This window comes from Chloroflexota bacterium (genome assembly GCA_035652535.1).
In the GTDB taxonomy this organism is placed as follows: domain Bacteria; phylum Chloroflexota; class UBA6077; order UBA6077; family SHYK01; genus DASRDP01.
The window spans coordinates 1-12,211 of the sequence record DASRDP010000149.1; the positions used below are offsets into that span (position 1 = coordinate 1).

The 12,211-nt window shown below is 67.6% G+C and carries 12 protein-coding genes; 9 read left to right on the plus strand and 3 right to left on the minus strand.

Going from position 1 to position 12,211, the window contains the following annotated elements:
• A partial coding sequence (locus VFC51_18135; GenBank protein HZT08947.1) for a fibronectin type III domain-containing protein occupies positions 1-1,751 on the plus strand: 1,751 nt, incomplete at its 5' end.
• A 52-nt stretch (positions 1,752-1,803) separates the two neighbouring features.
• Here the strand turns inward: VFC51_18135 and VFC51_18140 are convergent.
• Positions 1,804-3,441, minus strand: coding sequence for a gamma-glutamyltransferase family protein (locus VFC51_18140; GenBank protein HZT08948.1), 1,638 nt, complete (start codon positions 3,439-3,441; stop codon positions 1,804-1,806).
• A gap of 259 nt (positions 3,442-3,700) precedes the next feature.
• On the opposite strand from VFC51_18140, the gene VFC51_18145 reads away from it, so the two are divergent.
• Positions 3,701-4,261, plus strand: coding sequence for an Ig-like domain-containing protein (locus tag VFC51_18145; protein HZT08949.1), 561 nt, complete (start codon positions 3,701-3,703; stop codon positions 4,259-4,261).
• On the opposite strand, the gene VFC51_18150 is transcribed toward VFC51_18145, so the two are convergent.
• Complete coding sequence (locus tag VFC51_18150) at positions 4,258-4,821, minus strand: hypothetical protein (GenBank protein HZT08950.1); 564 nt, start codon at positions 4,819-4,821, stop codon at positions 4,258-4,260. The genes VFC51_18145 and VFC51_18150 overlap by 4 nt on opposite strands.
• A gap of 144 nt (positions 4,822-4,965) precedes the next feature.
• On the opposite strand from VFC51_18150, the gene VFC51_18155 reads away from it, so the two are divergent.
• From VFC51_18155 to VFC51_18175, 5 genes are all read left to right on the plus strand, one after another.
• Positions 4,966-6,534 carry a S41 family peptidase gene (locus tag VFC51_18155; GenBank protein HZT08951.1) on the plus strand — a complete coding sequence of 523 codons (1,569 nt, stop codon included), beginning with the start codon at positions 4,966-4,968 and terminating at the stop codon, positions 6,532-6,534.
• A 46-nt stretch (positions 6,535-6,580) separates the two neighbouring features.
• Positions 6,581-7,057, plus strand: coding sequence for an FKBP-type peptidyl-prolyl cis-trans isomerase (locus tag VFC51_18160; protein ID HZT08952.1), 477 nt, complete (start codon positions 6,581-6,583; stop codon positions 7,055-7,057).
• Between the two features lie 68 nt (positions 7,058-7,125).
• On the plus strand, positions 7,126-8,130 hold the full coding sequence (locus VFC51_18165) for a hypothetical protein (protein ID HZT08953.1): 1,005 nt from the start codon (positions 7,126-7,128) through the stop codon (positions 8,128-8,130).
• Between the two features lie 107 nt (positions 8,131-8,237).
• Complete coding sequence (locus tag VFC51_18170) at positions 8,238-8,891, plus strand: cysteine hydrolase (GenBank protein ID HZT08954.1); 654 nt, start codon at positions 8,238-8,240, stop codon at positions 8,889-8,891.
• A complete protein-coding gene (locus tag VFC51_18175; protein HZT08955.1) occupies positions 8,884-9,528 on the plus strand; it encodes a cysteine hydrolase in 645 nt (214 codons plus the stop codon). The genes VFC51_18170 and VFC51_18175 overlap by 8 nt, the downstream gene beginning before the upstream one ends.
• 10 nt (positions 9,529-9,538) lie before the next feature.
• On the opposite strand, the gene VFC51_18180 is transcribed toward VFC51_18175, so the two are convergent.
• Entirely contained in the window at positions 9,539-9,856 is a 318-nt protein-coding gene (locus VFC51_18180; protein HZT08956.1) for a hypothetical protein, read from the minus strand.
• Between the two features lie 41 nt (positions 9,857-9,897).
• On the opposite strand from VFC51_18180, the gene VFC51_18185 reads away from it, so the two are divergent.
• Together VFC51_18185 and VFC51_18190 are read left to right on the plus strand one after the other, a co-directional pair.
• Positions 9,898-11,955, plus strand: coding sequence for a hydantoinase/oxoprolinase family protein (locus VFC51_18185; GenBank protein HZT08957.1), 2,058 nt, complete (start codon positions 9,898-9,900; stop codon positions 11,953-11,955).
• Positions 11,952-12,211, plus strand: a 260-nt coding sequence (locus VFC51_18190) for a hydantoinase B/oxoprolinase family protein (GenBank protein HZT08958.1), incomplete at its 3' end; no start/stop codon positions are given. The genes VFC51_18185 and VFC51_18190, both read left to right, overlap by 4 nt.

Below are 12,211 nucleotides of genomic sequence, written 5' to 3' on the forward strand. Positions count from 1 at the left end.
ACCAGTACGGCATGCTTCTCACAGACCCCGATGGATGGACGCTCTACACCTGGGATGGCGACCAGGAGACCGTGAGCAACTGCACTGGGTCGTGTGCCGACATCTGGCCGCCGTACACCATCGACGGAGATTTGATCGCACCGGACGACCTTCCGGCGAGCCTTGGCCTGATCCAACGGGACGACGGCTCATGGCAGGTCACGGTAGACAATTGGCCCCTCTACTACTTCTCAGGGGATGTGCACCCCGGGGACACGAACGGGGACGGCTCGCTCGGCTTTGGGGCCCAGTGGTATGCGGTGGCATACGCGGCGCCAGCCCCTGAGGCGGCGCCAGCACCGGAGCAGCCGGTGGTGGCGGCTCCGCCACCGGCGCCAGCCCAGCTGAGCCCAGCTCCGCCGGCGGTTTCCGAGCCCTCACGCCCATCGAATCTGGAGGCCATTCCCGCTCCGAATGCCGCGCCGAGCGGAAACGTGGCCAATCCGTCGCTCCCGTCCCCCTATTTCGGCGTCCCACCCGAAAACAGTGTGCCGTTCGGTCAGCCGCTCCCTCCGCCCCCAACCGGCGCGCCGGGCGCCGCGGCGACCACCCTCAGCATCGTCGCGCCACCCAATGGGACCATTGGCCTCTCATGGAATGGGGTCCCCGGCGCGGTCGCCTACCGCATTTACGACACGCTCGCATCAGCACCGCTCAACTACTCGGTAGCCCAAACGGTGCCCCAGAGCATCGGACAGATCGTTTCCAGCGGTCTCCTCCCGGGCTTGACCCCCGGCGCCCCTTACTTGATTCAGATCCGCGCGGTGGACCCGAATGGGCTGGAGTCGCCAGTCCCGGCGGCCGTGCAGATCACCGGAGCGCCACCCATCGCGGGCGGCGCCGGCACGAGCCTGACCGTGGTCAGCACCACCGGCACGTCAGTGACCCTATCGTGGATGCCGGTTCCCGGCGCGACCTTCATGGTCTTGCAGTCATCGAGTCCGTCGGGACCCTTTGCGCCCGCCATCACCTCCGCTGTCAGCGGCAATGGCGCGATGGTGACGGGCTTGCAGCCGAATGTGACGTACTACTTCCAGGTCGTTCCCATCGACGCCCTCGGAAACCAGGGAGCGCCATCAAACATCGCGTCCGCGACGACCAGCGGCGGCCCGCCCGCGGCGACGCCACGCGTCAGCGTCGGAGCGCTGACCGCCACGTCCGCCGCCCTTTCCTGGACGCCAATACCCCTGGCCGCAGGGTACCAGGTGCTCCAGGCCACGAATCCGACCGGCCCGTTTATTCCAGCGTCCATGGTCAACGCCGGTCCAAGCGGCGCCACCGTGGTGAACCTGATGCCCGGCACGCTGTATTACTTCCAGGTGATCGCACTCGACGGCGCCGGGAATCAGCTCACCGCCTCGAGCCCAATAATGGCGTCGACGAGCACCTCGGGCGGGCCGATCACCGCGACAACAGTACCCGCTCCGACCGGACTGACCGTACAGGCCACGACAGCCTCGACAGCGACGCTGACCTGGTCGCCGAGCAACGGCGCCATTGGCTACCAGGTTCTGCAAGCGACGAGTCCGACCGGTCCCTTCGCTCCCGTCACGTCCGGTTCCGTGATGACGACTGGGGCCACGGTAACCGGCCTCTCGCCCAACACGACCTACTTCTTCGAGGTGATCGCTCTCGATCCCGCAGGCCACCAGAGCGCGCCGTCCAATACGATCTCAGCGGTGACGACGTCTCCCCTCGCCGCGCCCCGGTAGGCCGGTTCGCCGCCAGCACAGAACTCGGAGCCGGACGCGGGAGTCGACCCCCTCACCAGGCCAGCGCGTAGTTGTCGCGTCGGGGGTCGGCTCCCGCGTGCCAGAATCCACTCCCCGGATCGAAGCGTAAGGCGCTGACGGCACCTGGCCCCTCGAGTGGTCCAACGACCCGAACCGTGTGACCCCGCCGCTGAAGCTCGCGCCTCGTCTCCTCCGGGATCCCCGCCTCCACGACAATCTCATCCGGACAAGCATGAGGCCACGTGGCGAGGGTTCCCGGCTGCAGATGCTGCCAACGAGGCATTTCGACCGCCTGCTGCGGGTCGAGATCGAAATCGACGATCCCGGTGAGGGTCTGAAGATTGACCTGCAATTGCGCGTCGAAGCCGGGCGTTCCGAACACGAGGTAGGGGCGGCCGTCCCGAAGCGCCATGGGCGGGTTCAGCGTGTGCCGCACGCGCCTCCCTGGCTTGAGCGTATTGGGGTGAGACTCGGATAGATGCCACAGGCGCATCCGATTGTTGAGCAGGATTCCCGTGTCACCGGCGACCACGTCCGCGCCGAACGCGTCACTGAGGCTCTGGATGCCGGACACGGCGTTCCCCGCCGCGTCGACCACCGCGAGATAGGTAGTGTCGCTTGGCGCCATGTCCGCGGGCACGGCACATGCCAGCGCACGCCTGAGATCGATTTGGCCTGCCAATTCAGCCACGCGCGTGTCCGCGAGAAGCTGCGCCGAGAGCGCCGCCGGATCCCCGACGTCGGCAACGCGTTCCCTGTCCAGGAAGCACAGCTTCTTGATCTCGACGAGCAGATGCACCAGATCCGGCGAATCGCATGGAAGTCTCCCGCCGGGGCACAGGCTGCGGAGGTCGAATTTCTCCGCCAGCTTCAGCTCCTGCAAAAACGTGACGCCCGTCGAATTGGGGGGCGCCTCGAGAACCTCGAGACCTCGGTACGGAACGCTGATCGGCTCCTGCCACTCGGCGCGGCACTCCCGCAAATCCGTTTCGTCGAGCAGCCCGCCGTGTTCGCGCATCCACGCAGCAAGCGCCCTGGCCGAATCACCGGTGTAGAACGCATCCCAGCCCCCGGCGCCGATGGCCTCGAGCGTTCGTGCCAGGCCAGCCTGTCGGATGACCGAGCCGACAACGGGGGGTGAGCCACCGGGGAGAAAGACCTCCGCAGCCTCCGGGTTCGCGGCCAGGGCATCTGCCTGCTCCCCGGCGTATCGCACGAAGGTCTGGGTCGCCGCGAAGCCATCGCGCGCGTAGGTGACCGCGGACTCCAGAAGCTCTCCGAGGGGGAGACTCCCCCGCCGCGCATGGAGGGCGCACCACCCGGCGACGAGAGCCGGTGTAATCACCGTGGACGGACCGTAGGCGGGGAGACCATGGGGAAACTGGTCCCGCGTCGCCCGTCGCGGAGCGCGCCCGGAGGCATTGACGACTTCCGCCTTCCCCTCATCCGCGATGTACACGAGCGCGAACCCTTCGCCCCCGATGCCCGACATGTGGGGCTCGAGGACGCCGATGGCGCTCGACGTCGCGATGTAGGCGTCGACGGCGTTTCCGCCCTTTCGCAGAATCGCGAGCCCTGCCTCCGCAGCCAGCGGATGGTTCGCGACCACGGCGCCGCGCCGGCCCATCACCAGCGGCCGCCAGGTTCGCAGCGTGACCCGAGGATTCATCCCCTGCATTCGGCCCCTGCACCTCTCTTTGAATTCTTGAGCGCGAAAGCATGATGGCCGCGCGATGCCGCATTACGATAGCCTGATCGGTCCGAGCGGCGCACGCACGGCCATCGAATGTTCGGAGCCGCCGCATCTGGATTCGCGAATAGCCCGTATAACTAGCAGTTTGGACCGGGAAGCATCTCGCACACAGGCAATGGAGGTTCGAATGTCCAGGAGATTGCGCAGCATTGTCAGCGCTGCGGCGGGAGGAGCATTGGCTCTGGTTCTGGCTGGGAGCATGGCTCCCTCAGTTCGTGCACAGACCCAGGCACAGCCGGCCCCATCCGCCATGCAACTGAGCCTCGACGCGCCCGACCCGGGCATCAGCATCGAGAACGGACAGCGCGTGACCGTTGGCGGATGGGCTGCCGAGCCCGGAATCCAGGGCGGTGGCATCGTCGGCGTGGAGGTGTATCTCGATGGAGTCCAGCAGAACAGCGGGACGCTCCTCGGGCGGGCACGCCTCGGAATCACCCGGCAGGACGTTGCCACCATCTTCGGGAGGCCGGATTGGGCGAGCGCCGGGTTCACCTTCGACTGGATCCCGCGTACGCTAACTCAGGGAAACCATGTGCTCTACGTTGTTGCCCGCGCGGCCAACGGTGATTCGAACGTAGCAACGGTGGCATTCACGAGCTGCGGCTGTGGGGTCAACTGGACGCCGAGCATTACGCACCCGGCCGTAACCAGCCTCGGTCCTCTCGGCTACGAGCTCGACACCGGCGGCCCGGGCGTGTTCATCGATCGGAACGACGACAGCCCGACGGGACGCTAGCCAGCGGGCGAGTCGCTCCGGCAACCGGTCATCGTCTCGGGGGTCCCGACGAGCTGGAAGCCAGTCGAGTCGCCTCCCACCTTGAATGCTGCCAGTAACGTCTCGGTGTCGCCGGGGCGAATCTGGTGGCTATCGGTGGCGAGGTCCGGCCATTGGGTCGCCGCTTGCTGGCGCACGGCCTCATAGCCTGGAAACACGGTTCGGTCCGCCATGTTCCATGCGCGGCGGCGGTCATCACGCAGGACGAAGGCGCGAAACGCGATCGCGGGCTCGGTCGAAAGATTCGTGACGTCCATGACGACTGCGACAACCGAGTCTTCGAACTCGCTGCTCTCGTCGACCGTCGCTTCGAGCGCGGCGCCCCTCACGTCACAACCACGGACCCGCTCGCCCAAAACGTCCACCGGCACACTGTCTTCCGCGAGCTCGCCGCCGGTGACGTCCGCGTGGGAGCGCGAGCTGCCGCCGACACCCTGCGCCAGGGTGCCGACGTTACAGGCTACGGCGAAGACGAGCGGGAACGCGGCCAGCCACGCCATGTGGCTCGAGCGACGTCGCATGGGTCATTCCAAGTCCCCGCGGACGGCACCGGGGGCGGCCATCCGTCCGCGAGGCCGGTACGCAAGCGGCGTGATGGTCTATGATAACGTCCACTACGCGCGGCGAACGCCGCAACATCCACAGAGGTTCGGGAGCTCTTGACCATGCGGATCCTCGTCTCGCTCCTGGTATTTCTGGCGGTCTCGCTCCCCACCTCCGCGAGTGCCGAAACCGCCGACTGCCAGGTCGGAAGCGACTCAGCACAAAGCCTCGACGTGATCCAAGAAGCGTTCGACGTCCTGTCGGTCCTGTTCGTCGAGCGACCGACGCCCGACGTCTTGCTCCCGCCAGCGGCCAGCGCCGTGTACGCGGCGCTCGACCCGGGCGCGGCCGCTGATGATGAGCCAACGGACTCCATCTCCAACTGGGACACCTTCGCCAGCCAGTTTTGCACGGTGTGGGCCGCGTCGCCTCCGCCAGACGCTCCAGATTCGGTGACCTACGCCGCGATCGAGGCTATGACGTCGGCGCTCAACGAAGGGCACACGCAGTTTCTGACGCCGGAGATGTACCAGGACCATCTGGCGTGGCAATCTGGCGACGTTCACTACGAGGGAATCGGCGCGCGACTGGCGAGCGACCCGCTCCACATTCAGCACGTCTTTCCCGGCAGCCCGGCTGAGCGCGCCGGCATCATGTTCGGCGATCACATCCTGTCCATCGACGGCGCCCCCGCGAGTGACATGGCGATCTCGGACGCGGTGCTCCGCATTCGCGGTGAGGCAGGTACGCCCGTCGTGCTGACCATCGCCCGGCCCGGGGTCGCGGACCCCTTCGACGTCGAGATCGCTCGCGATACGATCTACGTGCCGACCCTCGAATCGCACATGGTCGGCGACATCGCCTACCTCCACATCGATAGCTTCCCCACGGCTGATCTGGCGCCCGACGTGGCTCAGCAGCTCCGCGCATTCAAGGCACAAGGAGCCAAGGGCCTGATCCTCGACCTGCGAGACAACTCGGGCGGCCGCCTCGACGTCGGGACCGAGATCGCCGGGTATTTCCTCCCGCCCGGCACACCCGTGTACCAACAGACGACGCGCCGGGGCCAGCAGACGACCGCCACCGTCTCGAGCGGGCGGATCTGGGATAAGCCGATGGACGTCCTCGTGAACGACGGAACCGCGTCGATGGGCGAGATCCTCGCGGCCGCGCTCCAGGAGGGTAACCATTCCACGCTGATTGGGACTTCCACCGCCGGCGAGGTGGCCGGCAGCATCGTCGTGCCCCTGAGCGATGGATCGGCCATCCAGGTGACCACCCTCCGGATCGACTCCGGCAAGGGGACCATCCTGAACAACGTCGGTGTTCAGCCTGACGTCGAGGTCGCGCCTACGGTGGACGCGGCTCGCGCCGGAATCGACGAGCAGCTCAACGCCGCTCTCAGCCACATCGAGTCCGAGGTGGTTGCGTCCGCCGCGCTCTCCGAGACGGCCACTCCCTCGCCGGTCCCAGCGGCTTCGGCCTCACCCTCACCAACGACGATGGAATTGACGACCGTCCCCGACCAGACTCCGACGAGCACGGCGGGCCAGCCGACGCCGACACAGAGCCCAACCGCCACGCCAAGCCAGCCCACGCCCAGCCCGTCGCCCACAACCCCGCCGCCCTCGCAGACGACGTCGCCTTCGCTCCAACACGCGCCGAGCCCGACGCCCGAGCGCAAACGCTAGGGGAGGGGAGATCCGAGCCGAGCAAACGATCCCTCTCGCTATCGCCATGTTGCTGATCGCGGGATGCACCGGGGGCGCGCCGACCGTCGCGGACCAGGCGGGCGTGAACCAGACCTCAAGCCCGGCGCCGTCGGCGGCGCCACGCGTCGCCAGCACGCCAGCCGTGATGCCGACCATCGACGCTACCCCCGAAAAGACAGACAGCGGACTCCGATACGTCGACGAGGTGGTGGGGACCGGCCCGTCCCCAACCGTCGGTCAGACGGTCGAGGTGAACTACACGGGCTGGCTCGTGAACGGGACGAAGTTCGACAGCAGTCTCGACCGCAACGAGCCGTTCTCCTTCGTCTTCGGGACCGGCGCGGTCATCGCCGGCTGGGATGAGGGAATCGCGTCGATGCACGTGGGCGGCAAGCGTCGGCTCATCATTCCGCCCGATCTCGCGTACGGGGCGCGCGGCAACGGACCCGTCCCCCCAAACGCCACGATCATCTTCGACGTGGAGCTCGTGGCGGCAAAGTAAGGCCTGTTCGTGGATCGTCCACGTGATAGGATAGCGGCGAGTACGTCGTGCCAAGGACGGAGGGCGACATGGCAGCCGATCGTCAGATCTTCATCGGCACCCAGGACGGATTGTTTCGCGCGCAGTCCAACGGCAAGACTTCTGAAGCCACGTTGTTGGGGCTCAAGGGACTCGGGACGGTGATGTATCCGGTCGTCGACGCGCGGGACCCCCGACGCATCTACGCGGGGACCGGGCTCGGCGGCGTGTACCGGAGCGAGGATGGCGGAGCCTCATGGCGCGAGACCAACCAGGGGATCCTGTTCCGGATGATCTTCAGCCTGGCGCAGAACCCCGCCACAGGCGAGCTCTTCGCGGGCACGGAACCGGCGTCCGTATTTAAGAGCACGGACGGTGGCGAAAGTTGGACCGACCTCCCCGGCGTTCGCGCGCTGCCAGAAACGTACCACTGGACGTTCCCGAACCCCCCGCACGTCGCGCACGTCAAGCACATCGACGTGTGCGGAGCGGTTCCAGACCGCATCCTCGGCGCCGTCGAAGAGGGATGGGTGATTCGCAGCGTCGACGCCGGGAAGACATGGCTCAACGTGAAGGACCACGTCGAATTCGACTGCCATTCGGTGACGTCGATGCCAGACGACCCAACGCGCGTCGTCGCCACGTCGGGCCGGGGTTTCTTTCGAAGCGAAGATGGGGGCGCCTCGTTCGAACCGTCGATGGAGGGACTCACGTGCACCTACATGACCAACGTCGTGGTGCATCCCTCCCGACCCAGGGTCCTCTTTACCGCGGCGGCGGCGGTGCCACCGCCGTTCTGGCGGCGCGGGGGAAGCGCCAACGCCGGAATCTTTCAGAGCGACGACCAGGGGAAGACGTGGCGGCGCCTGCAGGGCGGCCTCCCCGAGACGATTGACGCGGCACCGCGAGTCGTCGCCGGCGATCCGGATGAGCCGGACACCTTCTACATCGGTTTCATCGACGGCAGCGTGTGGGTCACCGAGAACGGGGGGGAGGAGTTCCGTCAGATCATTACCGGTCTCCCGCCAGTCCGCAGCCTCCTCATTAGGCGCTAGCACGATGCGGAGCTTGCCAACCCCGATGGTCTCGAGCCGGTCGACCGCCGCCGCGAGGAGGGGGCGCCGCTGTTGTTCGGAACCCGTGGAACGCTGTGACGGCTCCGATGCCGGTGTCCGAATCGCTTGACCCGCGCCGGACGGCGCTCGTCTTCTTCGACATGTTGAAGGGCTACCACTATGATCGCGCAGGACGAGCGCTCCTTCCGGAAGACCGGCCGCTCGCCGACGCCTGTGTGCATATCCTGAACGCCGCGCGGTCGCTCGGGCTGCCGGTCGTGTACGCCGCGGCCGACCACCGCGCGGACCACCGTGATGCCTCGCCCGTCATCACCGACCTCGAGCTGCGCCGCCCCGATCCGCCGCCCGCTTCGAACGCGCCAGCCGGCGGACCCGGCGTCGTCCACGGGTCCGTGAACGCGGAAGTCATCGATGAGATCAAGCCTCAGCCCGGCGACTACGAGATCCGCAAGCACCGTTGGAGTGCATTCCACCAGACCGAGCTGGAGCTATCTCTGCGGAGCCGCGGCGTCGACACGATCCTCCTGGCGGGCGGATCAACCGAGGTCGGGGTGGCCAGCACCGCGTACGCGGCCCGCGACCTCGACTTCAACGTGGTCATCCTTCGCGACGCCGTGTCGTCCGGGCGCGGCCCCACCGTCTCTGATTTTTACGTCGATCAGATTTTTCCACAGGTTGCGCGGGTGCGAACGGTCGACGAGGCTATCGCGATGCTCCACGCGGGCGGGCAGCATGGCTGAGCCCGCGCTCGACCCGCGCCGCACGGCGCTCCTCCTCTTCGACATGCTGAAGGTCTACGCCTGCGACGCGGACGGGAGGGTCCGACCGGAGGCGGAGAGCCAGGTTGCCGCGTGCAGGCGCATGCTGGACGCCGTGCGCGCGCTCTCGGTGCCCGTCTTCTACGCCATCGCCGACCATCGGCCGGACGGCGCGGACTGGGCCGTCGCCCGCACGGACACGAACGCCGATCGGTTCGTCGACGTCGCCGCGGCGCGCCGCCTGAAGCCGGCCGCCGTCCGCGGCTCCACGGGCGCCGACGTCATCGACGAGCTGGCGCCCCGGGAGGGTGACTACCTGATTCGGAAGCACCGGTGGAGCGCGTTCCTCGGCACCCACCTCCAGCTCAGCCTGCGGACGCCGGGCATCGACACGATCTGCATCGCGGGTGGCTCGACCGACGTCGGCGTGGCCGCCACCGCGTACGCCGCGCGCGACCACGACTTCAACGTCGTGGTCCTTCGGGACGGGTGCCGGGCATCGAGGCCGGAGGTCGACGCGTTCTTCATGGAGCACGTGTTCCCACGGCTCGGGCGCGTGCGAACCGTCGACGAGACGATCGCGCTGCTTCGGGCCGGCCATACGGGGTCTCGGCAGTAAGGGCCGTCGCCTACTGGCAGCGGTGAGTGCTGAGAAAGGCGCGAACCCAGCGACTCCAGACCTTTTCAGCGGCGGCGGCCGGGTCGGCGTCGCCATTCTCCGCGACGTACGCGACGACCCGGAGGTCCGCGGTCTCGAGGTGCACGTCGGGCGCCGCATGGTCCTGAATCACAATGCGGCCATCGCTCCCGAGGCGCGCTAGCGCTTCTTCAACCTGAGAGACGACGCTCCCCTGTCGGAGGGTCGCCGCCAGCTCGCTCGCAAAGGCCGCTGGCGGGTCCCGCCGACGCAGCGCGGTGATGATCTCGTCCGCGAGGTCTGGAGCCATGGCTCGAGTATAACGAAGGCCACGACGGATGGAGGGCAACCGTGCGGATCGCGGTCGACATCGGCGGGACCTTTACCGACGTGACCCTCTTCGACGAGCGGATGGGTCGGGTTGCCCTCGGCAAAGCGCTGAGCACCCCGTCGAACCTCGTCGACGGGGTCATGGCGGCCCTCGCGAAAGTCACCGACGACCCGTCCGCGGCGGAGCTCATCATCCACGGCTCGACGATCGTCATCAACGCCATCCTCGAACGGAAGGGCGCCCGGGCGGCGCTCGTGACGACCAAGGGATTCCGCGACGTCTACGAGATCGGCCGGATCAATCGCCCGGAGTCCTTCAACCTCTTTTTTCGCAAGCACCGCCCCCTTATTCCGCGCGACCGCGTGTTCGAGGTGCACGAGCGAATGTTGGCCGACGGCACTGAGGAGCGGCCCCTCGACGAGGAGGAGGCGCGCACGCTCGCCCGGACGCTGGTCGAACGCGGCGCTGAGTCCGTTGCGATCCTGTTCCTGCACTCCTATGCGACGCCGGACCACGAGATCCGGATGCGGGACATCGTGCAGGAGGAGGCACCGGAGATCTTCGTCACCGCCTCGCACGAGCTGTCGCGCGAATATCGGGAGTACGAGCGAACGTCGACCGTCGCCGCCAACGCATACGTCGGCCCGCTCGTCAACCGGTACCTGGGTGACCTGCACGAACGCGTGACGGCCGGCGGCTTTCGCGGATCGCTTCTGATCATGCAATCGAGCGGCGGGCTCTGCGACGTCGACCTGGCGCGCCGCCAGTGCATTCAAATGATGGAGTCCGGACCGGCCGGCGGCGTCGTCGGGTCCATCGCGATCTGCGACCTTCTCGCAATCGACCACGCGATCTGCTTCGACATGGGTGGGACGACCGCCAAGGCGTGCGTGGTTCGCCGCGGCGCGCCCGACCTGTCGCCCGACTATTTCGTCGGCGGGTATAACGAGGGACTCGTGATTCGGATTCCCGTGCTCGACATCAAAGAGGTGGGCACGGGCGGCGGCAGCATCGCTTGGATCGACGAAGGCGGCGCCCTGCACGTTGGGCCGGAGAGCGCCGGCGCGGAGCCGGGACCGGTCTGCTACGCGCGCGGCGGCGCGCGCCCCACCGTGACGGACGCGGATGTGACCCTCGGCCGAATCTCCCCCGACCAGTTCCTCGGAGGCGAGATGCGCCTGGACGCGGAGGCGGCGCGGCGCGCCATCGTCTCCGACATCGCGAAACCTCTGGGGCTTTCGACGGAGCGCGCCGCGTCCGGGATCCTCGCCATCGCGGTCGCCTCGATGGCGAACGCCGTGCGGTCCGTGACCACCGAGCGCGGCCTCGATCCGCGCGACTTCACCCTCATCGCCTATGGAGGCGGCGGGCCGCCCCACGCCGTGGCGGTGGCGCGCGAGCTGAACATCGGACGGGTCGTCATCCCGCGGGCGCCCGCCCACTTCTCGGCGTCCGGCATGCTGATGGCGGACGTTCGCCGGGATTTCGTGCTCACCCACTTCGCTCGTCTCGCGGAAATCGACATGGCGGAGCTGGAATCGCTGTACCGAACGCTGGAGGAAGAGGCGCTCGCCTCGCTGCGGTCGACGTCGGTTCGCACGACCGATATCGTCTTCGAACGCGCCGCCGACATGCGCTACGTGGGTCAGGAGCACGCTGTTGCGCTGCCCGTGCCCGCCCACGTCGGCTCCGAAGACGCCCGCGCGGCCATCCACCGGGCCTTCAACGACGCGCACCAGCTCAGGTTCAGCCACAGCGCGCCCGAAGAGCCCGTGGAGCTGGTGAGCCTGCGCGTGTCGGTCGTCGGGCGCATCGCCAAGCCCCCGACGCCGCGGCTCGAGCCCGGGGAATCGAATCCGCCCGGCGAGGCGCAGAGGCCACGGCGCCCGATTGTGTTCGACGAGCTGCACGGGCCCCGGGAGTGTGTCGTCTACGATCGAGAGCGTCTCCGCGCGGGGAACGCCATCGTCGGCCCGGCCGTCGTGGAGGAGTCGGCCTCGTCTACGGTGCTCGGGCAGGGAGACCTCGCCCGCGTCAACGAATACGGACACCTGGTCATCGAGCTGGGGGTGAGATGAGCACCATCGAAGAAGCGCCGCCGACCGTCGACGCCATCACGGCCGAGATCATTCGGAACGCGGTGGTGGCGATCACGGATGAGATGAAGACCAACCTCATGCGCACGGCCTACAACATGATCATCTACGAGGCGCTGGACTTCACCGTCGGGCTCTTCGACGCTGAGGGAAACACGATTTCGATTGGGCTGGGCCTGCCCATGTTCATCCGCGGGCTCTCCGACGCCATCAAGGCCAAGATCGCCTTCTTCGGTCC

Excerpts from the sequence above, each read along its gene's own strand:
- VFC51_18140 (HZT08948.1), bottom strand. The coding sequence starts at position 3,441 with ATGAATCCTCGGGTCACGCTGCGAACCTGGCGGCCGCTGGTGATGGGC.
- VFC51_18150 (HZT08950.1), bottom strand. The coding sequence starts at position 4,821 with ATGCGACGTCGCTCGAGCCACATGGCGTGGCTGGCCGCGTTCCCGCTC.
- VFC51_18155 (HZT08951.1), top strand. The coding sequence starts at position 4,966 with ATGCGGATCCTCGTCTCGCTCCTGGTATTTCTGGCGGTCTCGCTCCCC.
- VFC51_18160 (HZT08952.1), top strand. The coding sequence starts at position 6,581 with ATGTTGCTGATCGCGGGATGCACCGGGGGCGCGCCGACCGTCGCGGAC.
- VFC51_18165 (HZT08953.1), top strand. The coding sequence starts at position 7,126 with ATGGCAGCCGATCGTCAGATCTTCATCGGCACCCAGGACGGATTGTTT.
- VFC51_18170 (HZT08954.1), top strand. The coding sequence starts at position 8,238 with ATGCCGGTGTCCGAATCGCTTGACCCGCGCCGGACGGCGCTCGTCTTC.
- VFC51_18175 (HZT08955.1), top strand. The coding sequence starts at position 8,884 with ATGGCTGAGCCCGCGCTCGACCCGCGCCGCACGGCGCTCCTCCTCTTC.
- VFC51_18180 (HZT08956.1), bottom strand. The coding sequence starts at position 9,856 with ATGGCTCCAGACCTCGCGGACGAGATCATCACCGCGCTGCGTCGGCGG.